The following is a 19,184-nucleotide window of genomic DNA, read 5'->3' as shown; positions in this document are numbered from 1 at the left end:
TCCTACCTTCCGGAGGCGGCGGCCGGGCCCCGGCCGGAGCCGGACACCGCGACCTTGATGACGTGGGCGGCCGGGTCGCCGAGGTCCCGGCGGCCAAAGGGGGTGCGTACGGCGTCCGCGATGGAGACCCTCACACCCTCACCTCCGCGTCCGTGCGATCGCGCAGCTCCGCCGGGCTCACCCCGGGCGCGGTCTCCACCAGCGCCAGCCCCTCCCCCGTGACGTCGAGGACGCCGAGGTCGGTGATGATCCGGTGGACGCACCCCTTCCCCGTGAGGGGCAGTGTGCACCTCTCGACGATCTTCGGCGAGCCGTCCCTGGCGGTGTGCTCCATGATCACGATAACCCTGCGGGCGCCGTGGACCAGGTCCATCGCGCCGCCCATGCCCTTGACGAGCCTGCCGGGGACCATCCAGTTGGCCAGGTCGCCGCGGGCCGAGACCTGCATCGCGCCCAGCACCGCCACGTCGATGTGACCGCCGCGGATCATGCCGAACGACAGGGAGGAGTCGAAGAACGACGCGCCGGGGAGCACGGTCACGGTCTCCTTGCCCGCGTTGACCAGGTCGGGGTCGACCGCGTCCGGCGCGGGGTAGGGGCCGACGCCGAGGACGCCGTTCTCCGAGTGCAGGATCACGTCCACCTCCGCCGGCAGGAAGGAGGGGATGCGGGTGGGCAGGCCGATGCCGAGGTTGACGTAGTCGCCGTCGCGCAGCTCGGCCGCCGCGCGCGCGACCATCTGGTCACGACTCCAGCTCATGGGCTGCTCTCTCCCCGGGACGCGGGAACGGAGGTGGTACGCCGCTCGACGGCCTTGTCGGCGGCCTGCTCCGGGGTGAGCCGCACGACGCGCTGGACGAACACGCCGGGCAGGTGGATCTCGTCGGGGTCGAGCTCGGTCAGCTCCTCGACCTCGGCGATCGTGATCCTGCCGGCCATCGCGGCCAGCGGGTTGAAGTTCCTGGCGGCCTTGCTGAACACGAGGTTGCCGTACCGGTCGCCCCTGGCCGCCCGCACCAGCGCGAAGTCGGTGACGATGCCGTGCTCCAGCACGTAGGCCCGGCCGTCGAACTCGCGCACCTCCTTGGGCGGCGAGGCGAGCACCACCGAGCCGTCCCGGCCGTGCCGCAGCGGCAGCCCGCCGTCGGCGACCGGCGTGCCGACCCCGGCCGGGGTGTAGAAGGCGGGGATGCCACAGCCACCCGCGCGCAGCCGCTCGGCCAGGCTGCCCTGCGGGGTGAGCTCCACCTCCAGCTCCCCGCCCAGGTACTGCCGGGCGAACTCCTTGTTGTCACCGATGTAGGAGGCCGTCACCCGGCCGATCCGCCCGGCCGCCAGCAGGACGCCCAGGCCGCCGCCGTCCACGCCGCAGTTGTTCGACACCACGCCGATCCCGCGCACACCCGTGTCGTACAGGGCCTGGATCAGCACGTTCGGGATGCCGCTCAGGCCGAACCCGCCCACCGCGAACGAGGCGCCGTCGCGCACGTCCGCCAGCGCCTCCGCGGCGGTGGCGATCACCTTGTCTCTGCGCACGACACTCCGTTCCGCCATGCGTTCGCTCTGCGAACTTTAGTTCACTATTGTGCATTCGAGTATGTGTATCGGTGACTGTCCTGTCAAAGTGCCCTCATCGACGGAGGAGAGGCCGATGGAAGCGGCCGGAACCCTGGAACGCGGGCTGACCGTGCTGCGCGCGCTGACCGCCGACCCCGGACGGCGGACCCGTGCGACGGATCTCGTCCGCGCGACCGGCCTGGCCAGATCCACGGTCGACCGGGTGCTCGGCACCCTCGTCCACCTCGGCCACCTGCGCGTGGAGGGGCGTGACGTGCTGCTCGCGCCGCGCCTGATGGAACTCGGGGAGGCGTACCTGGCCTCCGGCGGCCTGCGCGACGCGCTCGATCCCCTCGCGGAGCGGCTCGCGGAGGAGCTGGACGAGTCGGTGTCGCTCGCCGTACGCGACGGCGACGGGGTGCGCTTCATCGACCAGTTCACCCGGCGGCGCACCATGTCGATCACCTTCCGGGTCGGCGATCTGCTGCCCGCCGACCGGTGCGCGGCGGGCCTGGCCCTGCTCGACCCGGCCGCGCCGTACGCGGAGGACGACCAGTTCGTCGAACCGGGCCTGGTCGCGGTGGCCGTACCCGTACGGGACGAGGGCGGGCGGGCGGTCTGCGCGGTCAGCGTCGTCAGCCACACCAGCAGGCACACCGCGGCCGGACTGCGCGACCACTGCCTGCCCAGGCTGCGCGAGACGGTGCGGGAGATGGAGGCCGCCCTGGCCGGCCGGGCAGCGCGGCCGGACCCGCCCGCGTCCGCCCCGGACCGCCTCCGGGCCGCCAAGCGGGAGCCGGGCACGGGTTACCTGCAGTCCCTGGCCCGCGGGCTCGCCGTGCTGGTCGCGCTCGGCTCGACGCGCGGCGGCCTGTCCCTCGCCGACTGCGCCAGGGCCACGGGACTGCCGCGGGCCAGCGTGCGGCGGGCGGTCCAGACCCTGGTCCGGCTGGGCTACGCGTCCGCCGACGGGACCCGGTTCGCACCGCTGCCGAGGGTGCTGGAGCTGGGGTACGCCCACCTGTCGGGACGGACGTTCGGCGAGATCGTCCAACCGCACCTGGTGGACCTGGTGGCGCGGGTCCGCGAGTCGGCGTCGGTGGCGGTGCTGTCCGGCGACGACGTGGTGTACGTGGCGCGGGTACCGACCGTGAGCATCATGAGTGTCGACATCTCCGTCGGCACCCGGCTCCCCGCCTACCCGACCTCCCTGGGACGGGTGCTGCTGGCCGAGCTGCCCGAGGAACGGCTGGCCGCGATCGTCCCGCGGCGGCTGTCCCGGCACACCGTCACCTCGGCGGCCGAGCTGGCGACGGCCGTGCGCCAGGCCGCCGTGGACGGGTACGCCCTGGTGGACCAGGAGCTGGAGGAGGGCGTGCGGTCGATCGCCGTACCCGTCCGCGACCGGACCGGGCGGATCGCCGCGGCGGTCAACGTCGCCACCCACGCCAGCCGCGCCACCCCCGCCGACCTGCTGCGTGACGTCCTGCCGGCGCTCACGGAGGCCGCCGCCAGGATGGAGGCCGACCTCGCGTACACCCGCGCCGCCGGATGACACGTACGCGTTCTCCCCCCGCGTTCTCAGCCGCTGATCGGGGCGCTGAGGCGTGAAGTGTGGAAGGGGGACGTGGGAGGCGGGAGGCGTCAGCGTGCCACGGCCTCGGCGTAGGCGGCGGGGGTCTCCATCGGCATCAGGTGCCCCGCGCCCTCGAACACGCGCAGCTCCCAGTCGGGCCTGCGCCCGAGCAGGAAGTCGACCACCGGGCGTTCGATCAGCGGGTCCCGGTCACCCCACAGCAGCAGGGTGGGCGCGCGCACCCGGTCGATCGCGTCGAGGACGGGGCGCCGGTCGATGTACATGGCCGACAGGGCCGAGGCGAAGGCGACGACGGCGTCGGCCAGCCTGTCCGGCCGGGCGCGCATCTCCCGGCGCTCCTCGGTCTGGAGCGCGACCAGTTCGGGCGAGACGCGCGTCAGGTCACCGCCCGCCAGATCCAGCCCGCCGCCGGGCGAGGTCACGGGGTCACCCCTGCGCAGCTTGGCCTCCAGCAACTGCCTGCCGTACAGGCGCAGGGTGCCGCGCAGGGCCGGCACGGCGGCCAGCAGCGTGAGCCGGCCCAGCGTCTGCCAGGCGAGCGCCTCCGGCCTGGTGAGGGGGCCGGGAAGAGTTGGGTTGGTGAGCACCAGCCGTTCCACGCAGTCGGCGCGCCGCGCGAACAGCAGGCTCACCAGCCCGCCCATGGACCAGCCGTGAACGACCACGCGTTCCAGTCCGAGCGTGCGGGTGAACGCCCGCAGGAACCTGGCGTTGAGGTGCGCCCCGGCCGCGCGGGGATGCGGCGTCTCCGTGTGGCCGGTGAACGTGCCGGGCAGGTCGGGTGCGACGACCGGCCCGCGGGCGGCCAGCAGCGGGATGACGTCCAGCCAGAATGTCCCGGTGGCGCCCATCGGATGCACCAGCAACTGGGCGGGCCCGTCGGCGGGTCCCCGCGCACGCAGGAAGTGCACCCTCGTGCCCTGGACGTCGACCATCTCGCTGCGGATTCCCGCCCAGCGCGGCGAGCGCTCGCCCCAGCCGTCGTACCGCACGACGCGCCTCCCCTGCCTCGGGCCACCGGAGCCCGGCTGTGACGCTACCGTTTTCCGCGAGCCAGGACCATACGACGGTTGTCGTCGTCACGGTCACCGGACCGCCGGGACCCGGCGGGCGAGGAGCTCCTGCCGCCGGTCAGGAGGGGACGTCGGCGAGCCGGCCCTCAAGGCCGTCGAGAAGGGCCTGGAGTCCGAACTCGAAGGTCTGGTCGGGGGCGGCGGCGTAGTCGATGGCCTGCGGTGTCTCGAGGCGGGCGCGCAGCCGGGGGAACCGCGTGGCGACCTCGGTCGCCCTGGACATCGTGTCCTGGATCAGCGCCTCGGCGTCTCCGCCGTCCCGGCTCAGCCGCCTGGTCAGGGAGACCGCGGCCGAGGCGCCGAGGACGTTGCCCAGGACGAACGTGAAGACGGTGGCCGCGGCGCGGTCGGCCCGCGCTCCGGCGAAGCCGGCCGCCTCGTAGACGGCGAGGCTGTGGTCGTCGTGGCGCGCCTTGCCCGGGCCGTAGAAGAGGTGGGAGCCGAAGGCCTGGACGAGCCACGGGTGGCGGGCGAGCATCGTGTGCAGGCTGGTGGCCATCGCCGTGGCCGCCGTACGCCAGTCGAGCGCGTCGAGGTCGGGCAGCTCGACCTCGTCCCAGACCCGGTCGCCGGCGAGCAGGATGAGGTCGTCCTTGTTCTTGACGTGCCAGTAGACCGCCGTCGCGGCGGCGCCGAGCCGCTTGCCCAGGCTGCGCATGTTCAGGCCGTCCAGGCCCTCGTCGTCGAGCAGCTCGATCGCGGTCCCGACGATCTGTTCCTTGGTCAACGTGTCGCGCGGCATGCGCTCACGATAGGCCACCCAACCCGTCCTGCACAAAGTTCAAAAAGCCTCTTGCACAAAGTTCAGGGCATGTCCGCCATCGCCTCGTGGACGTTGCCGAAGAACCGGTGGGCCCGGCCCTGCCGGGCGACCGTCGCCCACACGGCCTGCCCGCCCGAACGGTTCCGCACGCGGACGGTGTCCCGGCCCGCCGACGCCCGCACCGCTCGCCGCGACGTCACGAGGCCGGCTTCAGGCGGATCAGGGTGACGCCGTACGCGATGATCCAGACGACCCACATCAGCCAGCCGGCGAGGCCGAGGAGACCGAGGGGACCGGCGTGGTCGATGACCAGGGGCGTGAGGGTGGCCGAGCCGAACAGCAGGGCGGCCGACGCCAGCCCCAGGGTGCCGTGCCACGGCCGGATGAGACCGGCGCGCAGGCCGGCGACGGACAGGCCGAGGAGGGCGAGTGCCAGGAAGGTGCCGTTGAGAGTGAACAGCGCGTCGTGCAGGACCCACAGCCCCCCGGTCGTGGCACTGTCGCGCGCGGCCGTCGACGTGAGCGCGAGGCGGATCGCGATGACCGCGGCGAAGGTGACGTTCTGCAGCGCCAGGCCGGTGAACCCGAGCAGTGACCACGCCTCGCCCCGGCCGCGTTCGGAGCGCCGCAGCGCGGAGACCGCGCCCGCGCCGAACAACGTGGCCAGGAGCCAGGCCGTGGGGGTGAGGGCGGACGCGATGGCGACGATGTCGCTCCGGGTACCGAAGAACGCGTTGACCTCGCCGATCCCGGCACCGGTGACCGGCAGGCCGGCGGGCACCATGATCGCGTTGGCGAGGACGATCGTGACGGCGAAGCCGACGGCGGCGACGCCGGTGATCCGGGAGAAGTCCGTGGCGGTACCGCCAGATGATTGACGTAACATATATTAATTATAAGCAGCGTAAAACGACTAGGGGAAGCCAGTGAGCGCAGAGCCGGACCGGCGCCGTTACGACTCGTTGCGCCGGGCGACGCAGGCGCGGGAGACCCGGGCCGAGATCGCCCGCGCCGCCCGCCGGCTGTTCGTCTCCCAGGGGTGGGCGGCGACGACCGTGCGGGACGTCGCCCGCGAGGCGGGAGTCTCCGTGCCGACGGTCTACGCGGCGTACGGGAACAAGGCGGGGCTGACCCGGGCTCTGGCGGACGCGGCGGACCTCTCGGCGGGCGTGCCGCAAATGCTGGAGGAGCTGGAGTCCGCGGCGGCGTCCCCCGAGCGGCAGCTCGCGGCGATGGTCGCCTACGACCGGCGGCTGTTCGAACGCGCGGGCGACGTCATCACGCTGGTGCGCGAGGCGGCCCGTACCGAGCCCGAGCTGGCGACGGCCTATGACGACGGCCGCAGGCGGGGCGACGAGACCCGTGTGCTGGTGTTCTCGTCCTGGCCGGACGGCGTCCTGCGGCGCGGCCTGGACGTGCGGTCCGCCGTCGACGTCTACGCGGCCATGTGCAACATCGACGTCTACGCCACCCTCACCGCCGAGCGCGGCTGGTCGCCCGACCACGTCGAGCGGTGGTGGGGTGAAGCGCTGACCCGCCAGCTCCTGGACTGACGCCCCGCCTCCACCTCACCTCGAAGCTGATGATCGTCTGGGTCAGGCCGAGCACGAGGATGCCCAGCACGGTGCCGGGGAGATAGCCCGAGCCGCCGGTGACAGGTGTTCACGCTCACCGCCGGTAAGCCACGGACGGTGTTCACGCACGGTTTCGTCCGACAACGCCAAGGCGACGGTGATTCCCCGGTCGATCCCCACGGCCGGGCCGGGATGGGTGTCTGTACCCGTGGCGGTCATGGTCTGGGTCCGGAACACGATCTGCCGGCCGGGCTCCGGTGATCCGCCCGGCCGGGCCGCTCCGGGTGAGGCCGGACCCGGGACCGCGTCCGCGCGGTGTCAGTCGTTCGAAGGGTCGTGCCGGTCGATGTGATCGCGGAACCAGTCGAGCGCGAAGCGGTGTGAGGCGATGCCGTAGTCGAGCGTCGCGCGCTGGTGGACGGCGAGGTCGCGGTGCTCCTCGGGGACGTCCAGGGTGTCGAGGTGCTTGTCGAGGTGCTTGTCGAGGGCCGAGAGCGCCGCGAGGTCGGTCTCGATGCGCGCCGTGATGCGGCGGAGCACCGCCACCCGTTCGACCGGCTTCAGCAGACCGAGGAAGTAGAGCCTGGACAGCGCCGCGGTCTCCAGATCCGGCCCGGCCGGCTCCCCCGTCATCCACGCGTGGAACTCCTGACGACCGGCGTCGGTCAGGTGGTACACCTTCCGCCCCCGGCCTCCGGCCTCGACGCTGGCGACCTCGATGAACCCCCGCGCGAGCAGGGTGTCCAGCGCGCGTTTGATGCTGCCGGAGCTGGCGCTGTAGAAGAGCGCGACGCCGGCCTCGAATCCCTTGATGAGGTCGTAGAAGCTCTGCGGGGCGATCAGGAGCAGACCGAGGATCACGTGGGCCATCGGTCGAGTCTAGACCGTTGACTCTCATAGATATGTCTAGTAGACATATAAAGATCATCAAGACCCTCACCCAGCCCGTAAAGCCGGATAAATGGTGACATTTCATGACAACACGAAGGAACGGACACGGGGGGCATTCACATGACATCGCCGCCGGCCACGACCCACGCTCATGACAATCACGTTCCCGCCGCCGTCGACGCACGGTTGACGGGCCTGCTGGAGAGCCTCGTCGCGCAGCGCGGCATACACCACGCCAACCTCGCCGTCACGAGCGGCGACGGGAAACAGCACTGGTCCGCCGCCTCCGGCCCTGCCGGTGCCGACGATCACCCGCCGCGTCCCGACACCCCGTTCTTCGTCGCGAGCGTCACCAAGCGTTTCATCATCACGCTCGTACTCCAGGCGCACGAGCGCGGCGAGCTGGAGCTGGCCGCGCCGATCGACAGCTTCCTGCCTGCGGAGACGACCACTGGACTGCATGTCCTCAAGGGGGTCGACCGGACGTCCGCGATCACGGTGCGCCATCTGGCGAGTCACACGTCCGGGTTGCCCGACCACTTCGAGAAGCGTCGTGAAGGCCCCAGCCTGTATGAGCGCCTCGCCGCCGGCCAGGATCTGGCCTGGACCTTCGAGGACACGATCCGGACCACGCGCGAGCAGCAGCGCCCGCACTTCGAGCCACAGGACCTCACCGCCGCCCGGCAGAGGGCCCGCTACTCCGACACCGGCTTCCAGTTGCTCATCCGCATCGTGGAGACGGTGACCGATCGGTCGTTCGCCGATCTGCTGGCCGAACGGATCCTCGGCCCGCTCGGCCTGACGCACACCTGGCTCCCAGGACATCGCCCGCCGGATCCGGTGACCGCCACGCCCTCACCGCTCTACGCGAAACGGCGCCGCGTGGAGCTGACCTCGATGATCGAGTCCTCCAACGACCTGTTCAGCACCACCGGCGATCTCCTCACCTTTCAGCGAGCGCTGCTCAACGGCGAGCTCTTCGGTGACGCCCGCTCACTGGAGCCGCTCACCGAGCGGCGCAACCGGCTGCGCAACATCCCCATCCTCCGGTACGGACTGGGCACCATGTTCTTCAAGGTCGGTCGGCTCATGTCATCGGGGCGCCGCCCTGTCACGCTCGTCGGCCACTCGGGAGCCACCGGGACCTGGCTCTTCCACTGTCCGGAGCTCGACCTGCACCTGGTCGGCACGGTCGACCAGACCAAGGGGCAGGCCATCCCCTTCCGGTTCATGGCGCGGTGCCTGGACGTCTGGCGAAGGTGAGCATCGCGCGCAACGTCCTCGTCGACCACATGCGCCGTAAACGCCCGGAGACACCGCTGCCCGGCCCCGACGAACTCGGCATGCCGGAGATGGCCACCGACGCCGTCGCGGTCCGCGATGGGCTCGCCGGAACGGCCTTCGGTGACCGCGAGGACGAGCTCACCCAGGACTTCTTCGGCAGGGTAGGGCGACCGCCGCTCGGCCATGCCACCGAGACCCCGCTGACCTACGCCCGGTACAACGTCGGGACGGGCAACCAGCCCAAGGAGCACATGCGGAAGGTGCTGGCCCGCCTCCCCGAGACCATGAACGCGCTCGCCGTCGTGGAGTTCACCGCTCCGCACACCGGCTCCCAGCTCTCCGCCTTCGGCGGGCGGTACGGGTCCTGCCCGGATCTGGCGGTCTACGAGAACCGTCCGCGTTCCACCCCGATCACCTGGGGCCGGACATGATGCCGAGCACCTCCACGACGCGCAGCGGCGAGTGCAGCGACCTGGTCCCGCACGAGCTGGCGAACTTCCGCGCCTGGGTGGGAACGCTCAAGGAGTACGACGAGCCGAACCTCAGGAGATTCGGTCTGGACCTGGCACGACTGCGCTCCGCGGCGTCGGGCGGGAAGGTCTACGCCTACGTGGACACGCTCTCCACCATCGGGCAGCTCCGCAGGATCATCGACGACCCTCGGGTCGCGACGGTCCGGGTCGCCGAAGTGGCCTACGACCTGGAACGGTGAGCGCAGGAGTCCGGCGGATGACACGGAGCCGCGCGGGACCGGCGAGCGGTTCCGGGTGAAGACGCCACGGCCCGTCCCGGAAGGCGGCCTCGGCGACCGGGGTCACCCCGGCCCGCGGGAGGACCTCCACGACGTCGAGCCGTGCCGGGGTGACCCCGGCACTACGTCACCGACTCCAAGGAGGTATACGCGCTCGGCCTGGAGCACGGCGTCGAACTGGGCGACTTGATAAACCACTAAGCGCACCGCGCTACACCCGAGAAACCGCCCTGGCCCCGCCAGGGCTTTTTCGTGTCTCCCAGGCCGCCGCGCGCCAGATCCGCCGACTCAAAGCCGAATGCGAGCAGGCCGTCACGACCACCTTCGGGGATGGACTCAGGCGCCTCAGCTGGTGGCCACCACCTGGCGGGGCTCGCCCGGGAAGTGCTGTTCATCGAACAGCACCCATTGCGTAATCGTGGCCTCATACAGCCGTGTCGGGGTTCGTCCGCTCCTGAGTTTCGCCCGGTCCAGGGCATCCGCTACCGAACTCGCGCGCACGGGTCACCACGCTGGCGCTGTGAAAGGTGTGTTCATCAGAGACGGCGCCGAACGCGATTCGATATGCCTCCCTGAGCTCGCCGCTCTTTGCGAGCGCAGAAGCGTGTTCGAATCGAACGAGGGCTGGTTCGGTGGTATCGGTCAGGTCATAGTCCGCCAACGCCCTGGAGGCAGCAGCAGCGGCCCCATCAGCGTCCCCGAGATCGCCTCGGCCGCGCGCCCCATAGAAGGAGAGCTTCTCGGGCAGGAATGAAAAGATCCCCGGCAGAACAGTCCCAGGGGATGACCGCTCTAAGGCGGTCCGGCTAGCCTCGATCGCCCGCTCGAACGCGGCCCGGTCGCCGAGAGCGGCAGCCCGCCGCCTCCAGGGCGCTCGCGTGTTCGGACAGCACCGAGTCGCTGACGCCCAGGTTGTCGCGGACGAAGGCGAGCTCGGCCTCCTCGGCGGCGGCCGACGGCGAGACGATCCACAGCCGCGTCGGCACCCGGCCCGCCGCTCGAAGCGAGCGGGCGCGCGAGCTCAGGTCGGAAACTCTCCGTACCAGGCGCGGTTGACCAGGTACTTCGGCAGGTACGGCGACGCGGTGTCGACGGGGAATTCCCAGTCGTGGGCGAGACACGCCATCGCGAGGGGGCCCAGGGCCACGCGGCCACGCGGATCGTCGCTCCTTTGAGCGTCCCAGTAGCTTTCGTGGTGCGCGAGGGCTTCGGTCAGGGCACCGGCGAAGGCGGCTTTGTCGTTGGCGATGAGCCGATGGAAGAGGGCGACGGGCTGGTAGTCGATCAGATCAAGGAAGTCCTTCGGGGTGCGGGTCGCCGCTTGAGGGTGGGACGTCTCCATGGTGGCGAGCAGCTTGGGCACGATGTCGTCCATGGGCCGGCGCAGCCAGTAGCTCTGCAGGGTGTCGATCCAGTGGAAGACGTAGTCGTCCTGGGAGCCGGCTCGGCGCAGGACGTCCAGCGGGACCTGGCTCAGCATCGTCAGCCGGTCTTGCTCGCGGCAGACGAGGGCGAGCCAGCAGGTGTCGAGCCAGGCGCGGGCGTCGGCGTACGGTGCGGGGCCGGTGGCGGGCAGGGTCAGCACACGGTCGCCGACCCGGCACTGCACGGTGCCCTCCCGCGCGAGGGTGGTGGCGAACATCGCGGAGCCGATCTGCATGGCGCCGACCCAGGCCTCCCAGCTCTCCAGCGTCGCGGCGTCGGGGTCGGCCGCGCAGCGAGCGTGGGCAAGGGCCAGGGCCGCCGCGAAGGCGTCGCCAAGACTGGCCGGATCCTGTTCCAGCCGCCCGGTGAACTCCTCCACCGTACGCGCCGACTCCTCAACGGTGGCCGTCGGATTTCCGGCCGCGGCCCCCTGTTCTCCGCGCAGCTTCTTCATCGTCTCCAGCAGTTCCCGCGGCGGCTGCACGGACAGGGAGCGGCTCTCTTGGTCGAAGACCGTGAGGCAGACCAGGCGCCCCCGGTGCCACCAGTACAGCCGCGGGGTGAGAGCACCGGGCCCGTCCCGGTAGGCACCCAGGGCGTAGTCGCTCAGATCGTTGACCGCATCCACGACGGTGCCGTCGACGATCGGATGGAAAGTCAGCAGGTGCCTGGTCGGAACGGCGACGAGCGCCCCAGCCTCCGGCAGTCCCCGGCCGGTGACAACCTGGGCCAGTTCGGGCAGTACGAGCGCCTTGCTCGCGACGAAATGAGAGTCGCCGCTGATCGAGTACAGCAGCGCGCCCGACGGCCCGCGCGTCTCCGTGTGCTTTACCGGCTCACCCAGCAGATTCGCCCGGCCCGCCGCCCATAGCTCGTCAAGACCGGCGCGGGTCACATCAACATCGCTCAGGATCCGTACGGAGGTGGGCGCGTCCAGGGCCAGGGCCACGAGCAGGTCCTCGGCCACCGGCTGGGCGTAGCGGAAGTGGTCGGCGGCGTCTCCGGCGAAAGCGTCGCCGGGGAGCAGCCGCAGGTACGACTGCCGCAGCAGTTCCTCCCGCCCCTCCCCGCCCGGGGACGCGTCCTCCAGCCGGGCGAAGTGCTCGGTGACCAGCTCAGGCCAGTGCTCCTCCGGAATGGTGCGGCACCGCTGCGCCAGCGTCGTCAGCGGGCTGAACCGCCCGTCATGCGTGACGGTGCCTCCCTCGACCTCCGGACGCACACCCCGCTGGGCGAAGTAGTCGGCCACCAGACCCCGCAAGCGTTCGGCCTGGGGCACGGTGAGCATGGGCAAATGGACATCAGATGTGTAGTTTTGACTCATCCGCCAACCCTATTGGGTGGGGCCATTCGGGTCTGGCGGGCGAGATCGCCGACAGGCTCGTCCGGATTGACCCAGCCCAGATGCCGCGTCCGAAAGAGACCCACGCCAACCTCGGCGACCGCGGCGGCCTCGATCGGCCGGGGGCTGCGCCGCCTCCACGACGCCCTGCCCGTGGAGGAGTGCCCGTTCGGCTGGAGCGTCGAGTGGCGCCTGGTACGGGCCGACGAGCGCATCGCCGACGGCGAGGGACCGGCCGACTGGTCCCCCGAGCACCACCACCTCGAACTCGCCGAGGCCCGCAAGCGCCTCGGCGAACCGCCCGCCGTCGACCGCCTCGTCGTCTGTCACGGCGACGCGTGCGTCCCCAACACCCTGCTGCACGACGACGGCACGTTCGCCGCCCACGTCGACCTCGGCTCCCTCGGGCTGGCCGACCGCTGGGCCGACCTCGCGGTCGCCGCCTGGAGCACGGAGTGGGACTACGGCCCGGGATACGACGGCGTCCTGTACGACGCCTACGGGATCGCCCCGGACCCCGAGCGCATCGCCTACTACCGCCTGCTCTGGGACCTGGCGTAACCGACGCCCGTCGCGGAGAGCACGCTCGCCAGCCGCGGCGGCTTGCCGCTCCCGGCGGAAGGGCGGCACTTTCGCCGACTCCAGCACTGTCACCTCGGCGCCCGCCGCGCGAGCGGCGGCGCAGTCTCCAGACCGATCTGCGGATACGCCCTGGCACGTCGCGAGGGGCCGCACGGGCTTGGCCATGGAGCGCGGCCGTACCCGGAGGCGATCGAGCGCGGCGACACCGGGCTCTTGCTCGTCTCACCCACCCGTGCGATCGCGCGCAATGGCCAACACGACGCCTCGGTGCTCAGGCGGCGGACACGTAGGCCCAGGCGTCGAGGCCCGACCCTGTGCCCCGGCTGCCAAGCGCCGACCGCCGACGACATCCCTGCGCTTCAGCTGGCCCGATAGGGCCGCAGGGCAGGCGGGCAGACGGGTGTCGGGCAAACACCGATGGCGCCACCGCCCTGCGGGGGGCACGAGTATCGCCGGGGCTTTGTTGGCCGTGCGTGCACAGTTATTTGCCGCTGCGTCTACAGGGTGCACCGTCATGCGATAAGGATTCAGTCATACCGCCGGTTCGGGCGAACGCTGGATCCGCGATACAGAGGAAATCGACCGCCGAAAGGGCGAGGTCAAATGGGGGTTCGCGTGCCGCGCACGGCCATCACGGGCGTGATGGCGAAGGCCCGCCGAGGGAAACGGGGAAATCGTGATCGATATGGTGCTCCGCAGTGAGGATCTGCCTGTGGCTGACCGGTTCGATTTCTGGCGGGAGCAGGTCGGCCATACGCATGCGCCCATCAAAATCATCAGCGAGCACGCCGCCGACTTTCACGCGTACCAGCGTTTCCTCCAGTTCGGTGCCGTATGCGTGTGGCCGACGTCCTTCCAGCCACTGGTCTTCCAGCGGACCCCCAAGCTGGTCAGGCAGTCGGATCCGGAGACGGTTCACGTCTCGCTCCCCCGGAGCGGGAGCCTGACGGTCACCCACGAAGGCCGGGAGGAGACCTACGCCCCGCACGACCTGCTCGTCCTCACCTCCTCCCGGCCCCACGAACTCCGGACGGAAGAGCACCTGCGCCGACACACCGGAGTGGGGCTGGAGGTGCCCAGGGCACTGCTGCCGCTGCCCCCGTCCTCGATTGATCGGCTGTTCGGCCGGGGGTTGCCGGGACTTGCGGATAATCCATAACGGGACCGGTTGTTACCGTCATGACGCCGCCCCACACCGAACCGGACCTGTCGTTCCTCATGAACGGGACGATCCCGGTCTTGGCCGCACGGCGCCCGACCACCTTGGCATGGTCGACGCCGCAAGCGGCCAGGTAGGCCAAAGATCCACCGCGGTCGTATTCATGGTTAACGCGCATTATGCGGGCGGCGTCCGGCGGCGGGGTGGCATGAAGAAGCCCTCGACTGCGCCTGCGACCTCTACCTCAGCCGCTGCCCCCGAAGAACTCGCGGGCGAGACCGCTTGGGAGCGCCCGCGAAGACTGGATCCCCGACACGGCGAAGACCCTCCTGGATGATCCGGGAGGGCCTTCGCCGCCTGTACGGCCTCGCGAGAACCGTGAAGCCGAGCCGCACAGGACGTCTGCCGTACTGCTACGCCGAGCTAAGAATCGGGGCACGCGGTTTTCGGCAGGGTCACGCTTCCGATCTGGTTGCTGGGAAAGCCGATCCTCTTGTCCCCTTTCGTGCCCGCGTTGACCTCGATACAGGTGACCAGCACATCGTGGTGGGTGCGGACGACGATGCGCCGCTTCTGGTTGCAGTGGTTGTTGAAGTAGAAGGTGGTGCTGGCGGTTCCGTCTCCCCAGGAGATGTTGAATTTACTGCCGCTGGGTGACGCGCAGGAGGCACTCTTGCGGTGGACCGCCAGTAGTCCTGTGTCGCTCGAATCGGTCTGCTGGGTCGCCGCGCCTCTGATGGCCGTCGAATGGGTGTCGGCAGTGGCCGTTCCGGTGAAGGCGACGGCACTGGTGGCGGCTCCGAGGGCCAGCATTGCGGCGAGAATTCGCATTTCATCTCCCTACTTAAATCCATGTCCTGCATTTCCGTCTTCGGAATTCCCCTATTGTCACGCACATGACGGTTGAAAAATTGCCGGAGAGTCTAATGGTGTTGACGTGGAGTCCACAGCTTCTCGGGTCTGTTTCCGCTCGCGCGGTCGGCGCCAGGCGGGATCTTCCTGGCGGGCGCCGAAGAGTTCGCCGGGATCACTCAGAGCCGGCTGACAAAGGGATTTGGCGTCGAGGTTCGAGTCAGGAGACCGTCGAGGCGTGGTCATTGTCGGGTCGTTGACCCGTGAACGGGAGCGGGCTCCCGGTAGCTGAGGTGTTGTCTAAGCAGCTCAGCGGCCAGGAGCCCGTGGTTGTCCGTCTACACGCCCGCGTCCGTGAACGCCGGCGATTGCGCCTCACCGGGGTGCCGATGTCACGGCCGGAAACCGGCATATCCATCGGACCTGACCGATACCGAATGGGCGGTGCTGGAAGGCGAGGCGCGGGCGGTGATGGCCGAGCCGGTCGCGACCACCGGCAGGCCGATGGTGCATGATCTGCGGGCGGTACTGGACGCGATCACCTATGTGACCCGGTACGGGGTCGAGTGGCGGGCCCTGCCGATCGACTTCCCGCCGCATCAGGCGGTGTACGCGTTCTTCCTGTGCTGGTCCCGGCGTGGCCTGCCTGAACAGCTCGCCGGGCGGCTGCGCGGACGCCTGCGTGTCTTGGCCGGGCAGGTTCTCGGCCTGGCCGTCACGATCGTCAGGCGCAGCGACGACGCCCGCGGCTTCGTCGTCCTGCCCCGCAGGTGGGTAGTGGAAAGAACCTTCGCCTGGCTGGCCCGCTACCGCCGGATCGTACGGATCTACGAACGCAGACCCGAACATCATGAAGCCCTGATCTGGTGGGCCACCGTGCACCAGATGACCCGCCGCCTGACCCGTGAACCGGCAGGCCAACCGCCCCATGGCCGTTGGAGCGACCCGCCGCCGCTTCCTGCCCTGACCAGCACCGGCCGGCGCGGCAAGGTCCTGGAACTCCTGGCCGCCCAGCCCTGGCGGGCCTGGAAAGGGGCCGAGCTTGCGGCCATCCTCGGCATCGAGAACGTCAACAGCTTCCGCGTCCAACTATCCCAATTTTCGTGCTGACCTTTCGGTGTTTGCGTCGCTTGTCCGCCTGCACCAGGGCGGCGACATGATCCTCATACGCTTCATACGTCCACAGGCCGCCGCAGCCACCGACGTCCTCCCGCTCATCACACTCGATGTTCCTTGGCCCGGGGCTGGGCGCGGACGTGCATGCGCTCGCCCTGGGGTCCGAAGAGGCTGAGGATCTCGACGGCCCCGGCTCCCGCACTGCCGAACCAGTGCGGGAGCCGGGTGTCGAACTCGGCGACCTGGCCCGCGGCCAGCACAAGGTCATGCTCGGCCAGAACGAGCCTCAACCGGCCGGACAGCACGTAGAGCCATTCGTAGCCGTCGTGAACCCGGAGTTCGGGCTCGGTCTGGTCGGCGGGGACGAGGATCTTCCAGGCGGCGATGCCTCCCGGCTGGCGGGTGAGCGGGACCACGATCCGGCCGTGCGCCCGGCGAGGCGTGAGCCGGATCCTGGGATCGCCCACCTCGGGCGTGCCGACCAGCTCGTCCAGCGGCACCTGATGGGCCTGGGCGATGGGAAACAACAGTTCCAGGCTCGGCTTGCGCTGTCCGGACTCCAGACGCGACAGCGTGCTCTTCGAGATCCCGGTCGCCTCGGAAAGCGCGGCGAGGGTGATCTCACGCTGGGTCCTGAGCCGCTTGAGGCGGGGACCGACCTCGGACAGAGCCTGAGCGATCTTGTCCATCCACCAATCCTTGCAGATACGGCAGAAAGGGTTGCCGATCCGGTCTCCTCTGTCCCGTCCCGCGGCCACTCCGCCACCGGGTGACCGCCACGACCGGCTCCGGCCCCGCACTCACGGATCATCCGGAACGACAGGGGGTGCCGCCACTCCGTCGAAAAGATCTTTCCACCTTGCCGCAAACCGCCCATCTATCCTGTCATAGCTGCTCGACGGGCAGGTGGCGGTGAGATCGCGGCCCCGGCTGGGTTCGTCGGCAGGATGCGGGACCCGGGACGAGACAGGGGCGATGAGGGTGGCGGATACCGGAGCGGTGGACGAATCCGGTGGGCCGGAAGATCTCGAACAGGCGGCGGCGATCTTCGCGGACGTGCGCCCGCGCCTGTTCGGGATCGCGTACCGGATGCTGGGCAGTTCCGCCGAGGCCGAGGACCTGGTGCAGGAGGTCTGGCTGCGCTGGCAGACCGCCGACCGCGGCACGGTGGCCAACCCGGCCGCGTTCCTGGCGACGGTGGCCACGCGGCTGGCCATCAACGCGGCCGGGTCCGCGCGGGTCCGCCGCGAGACCTACGTCGGCCCGTGGCTTCCCGAACCCGTCGACACCGGCGCGGATCCATACCTCGGCGCCGAGCGGGACGAGGCCCTGAAGTTCGCGGTCCTGCTTCTCCTGGAGCGGCTCTCGCCCAACGAACGCGCGGCATACGTGCTGCGGGAGGCGTTCGACTACCCGTACCGGCAGATCGCCGACATCATCCAGCTCAGCGAAGCGGCGGTCCGTCAGCTGGTCAGCAGGGCCCGCAGACACGTGGTCGCCGGGCGCCGCGCGCCGGTGACCGGCGCCGAGCAGCGCAGGCTCCTGACGGCCTTCGTCGCCGCCGCGCGCTCCGGCGACCTCGCCGCGCTGGAGGAGCTCTTCGCGGCGGACGTGACCAGTTACTCCGACGGCGGTGGCGTCGTCCGGGCCTCTCGCATCCCCGTGGTGGGCGCGCTCCGGGTGGCCAGGTACGTCAGGGCGTTCGCGGGCCCGTTCTGGGCCGGGGTCGAGGTGGAGTGGGCGAGTGTGAACGGTCAGGCGTCCGCCCTGCTGCGCCGCGACGGCGCGGTGTTCGCGGTGCTCACGGTCGACGCCTCGGACCGGGGCATCGACCAGGTGCTGTGGATGATGAACCCGGCCAAACTCGCCGCGGTGTCCGCCGCGAGCTGATCCGCCACCGGTCCGGGACCCGCGCCGCCCACGGGATCGGCTTCACCGCCTACAGCCCACTCGCCGGGGGCCCGCTCACCGGCAAGTACCGGGCCGGTGAGCGGGCCCCCGCCGGTTCCCGGCTGGCGCTGCTTCCCGGCTGGTGTGGGCATCTGCCCGCGGACGCGCTCTTCCGGACCCTGGACCGGCTGCGCGAGGCGGCGGCGGACCGGGGCAGCACGCTCGCCGCCCTCGCGCCGGCGTGGATGGTCTCCGATCCCGCCGTCACGACCACGCTCATCGCCCCGCGTACGCCAGAGCAGCTCGCCGCCATGTGCGCGGTCCCGGACATGTCACTCTCGGACGGGGAACGCGCGGCGATCACGAAGATCGCCACCGAGACGGGCGGCGACTAGCCGTCGACGATCACACCTCCGAGCGCGGTGCGGCCGGCCGGGGTCGCGACGAGCTCGACCGCGATGGTGTCGCGCAGGTGCGCTCCGAGGACGTCGGCGACGGCGTCGGTGACGGTTCGCACGAGCTTGGCGGCGAGCTCGCCGCTGTCGGGGCGGGTGAGCGCCGCTTCGCGGATCCCGAACGTGATCACGGGCGGGGCCTCGTCGACCGGCTCGCCTCGCAGACCCCACCGTCCGGCGGGTACGCCGTCGAGGTGGATGACCGCGACGTCGCGCGCCCACTCGCCGTACACGTCGGCCACCGCGTCGGTCAGCGCGGTGATGAGTGCCGATTCGTTGCCTTCGAGCTGCGGCTCCAGGACTCGGACGGTCAGATGTGGCATTGTGAGCCTCTCATTTGTTCTCAAATTAGCTTTATATACAAAGGTAATCGGTGAGGTGCCGGATGGTCAACAACGCGGACAGCATGACGACCCAGCAGGCGGTGCGGTCCATGCTGCTGCTGATGCCCAGGCTCGTCGGGCGGGCCAAGCGACTGCCCGTTCCGGAGCCGCTGCGGACGCTCGATCTCGCACCCCGCCACCTGTCGCTGCTGGCCTACCTGCAACACGACGGCCCCCTCACGGTGAGCCGGCTGGCGGAGCAGCTGGAGGTCGCTCCGACGACCGTCAGCCTCATGGTGGGCGACCTGTCTCGCCGCGGCGTCCTGACGCGGGAAGAGGACGACGCCGACCGGCGACGGCGGGTCGTCGCGATCGCACCGGAGTACGCCGAGCCGATCCGCGAGTGGCTGGCGGGCAGTGCACTGGCGTGGGCCGAGGTCCTGGCCGACCTCACACCGGCCGAACGCGCCACGATCGTGCGGACGATGCGTGCATACGAGACCGCCCTGGGCAGGCGGATGCACACCTGAGACGAAGGCGCCCGCCCCCT

At 70.5% G+C, this 19,184-nt stretch carries 24 protein-coding genes; 11 read left to right on the top strand and 13 right to left on the bottom strand.

Annotation, left to right across the window (positions count from 1 at the left end):
* Positions 1–2: 2 nt before the first annotated feature.
* From OG587_RS28415 to OG587_RS28405, 3 genes are read right to left on the bottom strand one after another with little or no spacing between them, the layout of a single operon-like run.
* Complete coding sequence (locus OG587_RS28415) at positions 3–134, bottom strand: hypothetical protein (protein ID WP_329080496.1); 132 nt, start codon at positions 132–134, stop codon at positions 3–5.
* Positions 131–760 (bottom strand): CoA transferase subunit B, encoded by a 630-nt coding sequence (locus OG587_RS28410; protein WP_329080494.1) that lies wholly within the window; start codon positions 758–760, stop codon positions 131–133. The genes OG587_RS28415 and OG587_RS28410 overlap by 4 nt, the downstream gene beginning before the upstream one ends.
* Positions 757–1,536 carry a CoA transferase subunit A gene (locus OG587_RS28405; RefSeq protein WP_329080492.1) on the bottom strand — a complete coding sequence of 260 codons (780 nt, stop codon included), beginning with the start codon at positions 1,534–1,536 and terminating at the stop codon, positions 757–759. Before OG587_RS28405 ends, OG587_RS28410 begins: the two co-directional genes overlap by 4 nt.
* 115 nt (positions 1,537–1,651) lie before the next feature.
* Here OG587_RS28405 and OG587_RS28400 point away from each other — a divergent pair, with 115 nt between their 5' ends.
* Positions 1,652–3,112, top strand: coding sequence for an IclR family transcriptional regulator domain-containing protein (locus OG587_RS28400; protein ID WP_329080490.1), 1,461 nt, complete (start codon positions 1,652–1,654; stop codon positions 3,110–3,112).
* An 89-nt stretch (positions 3,113–3,201) separates the two neighbouring features.
* On the opposite strand, the gene OG587_RS28395 is transcribed toward OG587_RS28400, so the two are convergent.
* From OG587_RS28395 to OG587_RS28380, 4 genes are all read right to left on the bottom strand, one after another.
* Positions 3,202–4,146: an alpha/beta fold hydrolase gene (locus OG587_RS28395; RefSeq protein ID WP_329080488.1), complete on the bottom strand. Its 945-nt coding sequence runs from the start codon at positions 4,144–4,146 to the stop codon at positions 3,202–3,204.
* 139 nt (positions 4,147–4,285) lie between these two features.
* On the bottom strand, positions 4,286–4,969 hold the full coding sequence (locus OG587_RS28390) for a TetR/AcrR family transcriptional regulator (RefSeq protein WP_329080487.1): 684 nt from the start codon (positions 4,967–4,969) through the stop codon (positions 4,286–4,288).
* Positions 4,970–5,031: 62 nt separating this feature from the next.
* A complete protein-coding gene (locus OG587_RS28385) occupies positions 5,032–5,190 on the bottom strand; it encodes a hypothetical protein (RefSeq protein ID WP_329080485.1) in 159 nt (52 codons plus the stop codon).
* Positions 5,187–5,876, bottom strand: coding sequence for a hypothetical protein (locus OG587_RS28380; protein WP_329080483.1), 690 nt, complete (start codon positions 5,874–5,876; stop codon positions 5,187–5,189). Before OG587_RS28380 ends, OG587_RS28385 begins: the two co-directional genes overlap by 4 nt.
* Before the next feature lie 40 nt (positions 5,877–5,916).
* On the opposite strand from OG587_RS28380, the gene OG587_RS28375 reads away from it, so the two are divergent.
* Positions 5,917–6,543 (top strand): TetR/AcrR family transcriptional regulator, encoded by a 627-nt coding sequence (locus OG587_RS28375; RefSeq protein WP_329080481.1) that lies wholly within the window; start codon positions 5,917–5,919, stop codon positions 6,541–6,543.
* Positions 6,544–6,882: 339 nt separating this feature from the next.
* On the opposite strand, the gene OG587_RS28370 is transcribed toward OG587_RS28375, so the two are convergent.
* Positions 6,883–7,434, bottom strand: coding sequence for a PadR family transcriptional regulator (locus tag OG587_RS28370; protein WP_329080479.1), 552 nt, complete (start codon positions 7,432–7,434; stop codon positions 6,883–6,885).
* A 141-nt stretch (positions 7,435–7,575) separates the two neighbouring features.
* Between OG587_RS28370 and OG587_RS28365 the strand changes: the two genes are divergently transcribed.
* Genes OG587_RS28365 through OG587_RS28355 form a run of 3 tightly spaced genes read left to right on the top strand, consistent with a single transcriptional unit; the run spans position 7,576 to position 9,451 of the window.
* Positions 7,576–8,718 (top strand): serine hydrolase domain-containing protein, encoded by a 1,143-nt coding sequence (locus OG587_RS28365; protein ID WP_329080478.1) that lies wholly within the window; start codon positions 7,576–7,578, stop codon positions 8,716–8,718.
* Positions 8,694–9,170, top strand: coding sequence for a hypothetical protein (locus OG587_RS28360; RefSeq protein ID WP_329080476.1), 477 nt, complete (start codon positions 8,694–8,696; stop codon positions 9,168–9,170). The genes OG587_RS28365 and OG587_RS28360 overlap by 25 nt, the downstream gene beginning before the upstream one ends.
* Positions 9,167–9,451, top strand: a complete 285-nt coding sequence (locus OG587_RS28355) for a hypothetical protein (RefSeq protein WP_329080473.1) — start codon at positions 9,167–9,169, stop codon at positions 9,449–9,451. Before OG587_RS28360 ends, OG587_RS28355 begins: the two co-directional genes overlap by 4 nt.
* 845 nt (positions 9,452–10,296) lie before the next feature.
* On the opposite strand, the gene OG587_RS28350 is transcribed toward OG587_RS28355, so the two are convergent.
* Together OG587_RS28350 and OG587_RS28345 are read right to left on the bottom strand one after the other, a co-directional pair.
* The gene (locus tag OG587_RS28350) at positions 10,297–10,476 is read right to left on the bottom strand and encodes a hypothetical protein (protein WP_329080472.1); all 180 of its coding nucleotides are present in this window, start codon (positions 10,474–10,476) and stop codon (positions 10,297–10,299) included.
* A 35-nt stretch (positions 10,477–10,511) separates the two neighbouring features.
* Complete coding sequence (locus tag OG587_RS28345; RefSeq protein WP_329080469.1) at positions 10,512–12,239, bottom strand: immunity 49 family protein; 1,728 nt, start codon at positions 12,237–12,239, stop codon at positions 10,512–10,514.
* 66 nt (positions 12,240–12,305) lie between these two features.
* Here OG587_RS28345 and OG587_RS28340 point away from each other — a divergent pair, with 66 nt between their 5' ends.
* Both OG587_RS28340 and OG587_RS28335 read left to right on the top strand, forming a co-directional pair.
* Entirely contained in the window at positions 12,306–12,818 is a 513-nt protein-coding gene (locus OG587_RS28340) for a phosphotransferase (protein WP_329080466.1), read from the top strand.
* 733 nt (positions 12,819–13,551) lie between these two features.
* The gene (locus OG587_RS28335; RefSeq protein ID WP_329080464.1) at positions 13,552–13,998 is read left to right on the top strand and encodes a cupin domain-containing protein; all 447 of its coding nucleotides are present in this window, start codon (positions 13,552–13,554) and stop codon (positions 13,996–13,998) included.
* 423 nt (positions 13,999–14,421) lie between these two features.
* Here the strand turns inward: OG587_RS28335 and OG587_RS28330 are convergent, their stop codons facing one another.
* A complete protein-coding gene (locus OG587_RS28330; protein WP_329080462.1) occupies positions 14,422–14,829 on the bottom strand; it encodes a hypothetical protein in 408 nt (135 codons plus the stop codon).
* A gap of 375 nt (positions 14,830–15,204) precedes the next feature.
* Between OG587_RS28330 and OG587_RS28325 the strand changes: the two genes are divergently transcribed.
* Positions 15,205–15,960 (top strand): transposase, encoded by a 756-nt coding sequence (locus OG587_RS28325; protein WP_329094048.1) that lies wholly within the window; start codon positions 15,205–15,207, stop codon positions 15,958–15,960.
* 107 nt (positions 15,961–16,067) lie between these two features.
* Here OG587_RS28325 and OG587_RS28320 read toward each other — a convergent pair whose 3' ends face one another.
* A complete protein-coding gene (locus OG587_RS28320; protein ID WP_329080460.1) occupies positions 16,068–16,655 on the bottom strand; it encodes a helix-turn-helix domain-containing protein in 588 nt (195 codons plus the stop codon).
* Between the two features lie 310 nt (positions 16,656–16,965).
* Between OG587_RS28320 and OG587_RS28315 the strand changes: the two genes are divergently transcribed.
* A complete protein-coding gene (locus OG587_RS28315) occupies positions 16,966–17,856 on the top strand; it encodes an RNA polymerase sigma-70 factor (RefSeq protein ID WP_329080458.1) in 891 nt (296 codons plus the stop codon).
* Complete coding sequence (locus OG587_RS28310; protein WP_329080456.1) at positions 17,808–18,251, top strand: aldo/keto reductase; 444 nt, start codon at positions 17,808–17,810, stop codon at positions 18,249–18,251. Before OG587_RS28315 ends, OG587_RS28310 begins: the two co-directional genes overlap by 49 nt.
* On the opposite strand, the gene OG587_RS28305 is transcribed toward OG587_RS28310, so the two are convergent.
* The gene (locus tag OG587_RS28305) at positions 18,248–18,634 is read right to left on the bottom strand and encodes a tautomerase family protein (protein WP_329080454.1); all 387 of its coding nucleotides are present in this window, start codon (positions 18,632–18,634) and stop codon (positions 18,248–18,250) included. The two genes, OG587_RS28310 and OG587_RS28305, sit on opposite strands and share 4 nt — an antisense overlap.
* A gap of 62 nt (positions 18,635–18,696) precedes the next feature.
* Between OG587_RS28305 and OG587_RS28300 the strand changes: the two genes are divergently transcribed.
* A complete protein-coding gene (locus OG587_RS28300; RefSeq protein WP_329080452.1) occupies positions 18,697–19,164 on the top strand; it encodes a MarR family winged helix-turn-helix transcriptional regulator in 468 nt (155 codons plus the stop codon).
* Positions 19,165–19,184 lie beyond the last annotated feature (20 nt).

Source organism: Streptosporangium sp. NBC_01469 (genome assembly GCF_036227305.1).
Lineage (GTDB): Bacteria > Actinomycetota > Actinomycetes > Streptosporangiales > Streptosporangiaceae > Streptosporangium.
This window is presented reverse-complemented; position numbering and strand designations above follow the sequence as displayed.

Bases quoted from the DNA above. Each gene is read 5' to 3' on its own strand.
- OG587_RS28390 (WP_329080487.1), bottom strand. From the start codon at position 4,969: ATGCCGCGCGACACGTTGACCAAGGAACAGATCGTCGGGACCGCGATC.
- OG587_RS28320 (WP_329080460.1), bottom strand. From the start codon at position 16,655: ATGGACAAGATCGCTCAGGCTCTGTCCGAGGTCGGTCCCCGCCTCAAG.
- OG587_RS28370 (WP_329080479.1), bottom strand. From the start codon at position 7,434: ATGGCCCACGTGATCCTCGGTCTGCTCCTGATCGCCCCGCAGAGCTTC.
- OG587_RS28355 (WP_329080473.1), top strand. From the start codon at position 9,167: ATGATGCCGAGCACCTCCACGACGCGCAGCGGCGAGTGCAGCGACCTG.
- OG587_RS28410 (WP_329080494.1), bottom strand. From the start codon at position 760: ATGAGCTGGAGTCGTGACCAGATGGTCGCGCGCGCGGCGGCCGAGCTG.
- OG587_RS28345 (WP_329080469.1), bottom strand. From the start codon at position 12,239: ATGAGTCAAAACTACACATCTGATGTCCATTTGCCCATGCTCACCGTG.
- OG587_RS28300 (WP_329080452.1), top strand. From the start codon at position 18,697: ATGGTCAACAACGCGGACAGCATGACGACCCAGCAGGCGGTGCGGTCC.
- OG587_RS28305 (WP_329080454.1), bottom strand. From the start codon at position 18,634: ATGCCACATCTGACCGTCCGAGTCCTGGAGCCGCAGCTCGAAGGCAAC.
- OG587_RS28330 (WP_329080462.1), bottom strand. From the start codon at position 14,829: ATGCGAATTCTCGCCGCAATGCTGGCCCTCGGAGCCGCCACCAGTGCC.
- OG587_RS28400 (WP_329080490.1), top strand. From the start codon at position 1,652: ATGGAAGCGGCCGGAACCCTGGAACGCGGGCTGACCGTGCTGCGCGCG.
- OG587_RS28380 (WP_329080483.1), bottom strand. From the start codon at position 5,876: ATGTTACGTCAATCATCTGGCGGTACCGCCACGGACTTCTCCCGGATC.
- OG587_RS28365 (WP_329080478.1), top strand. From the start codon at position 7,576: ATGACATCGCCGCCGGCCACGACCCACGCTCATGACAATCACGTTCCC.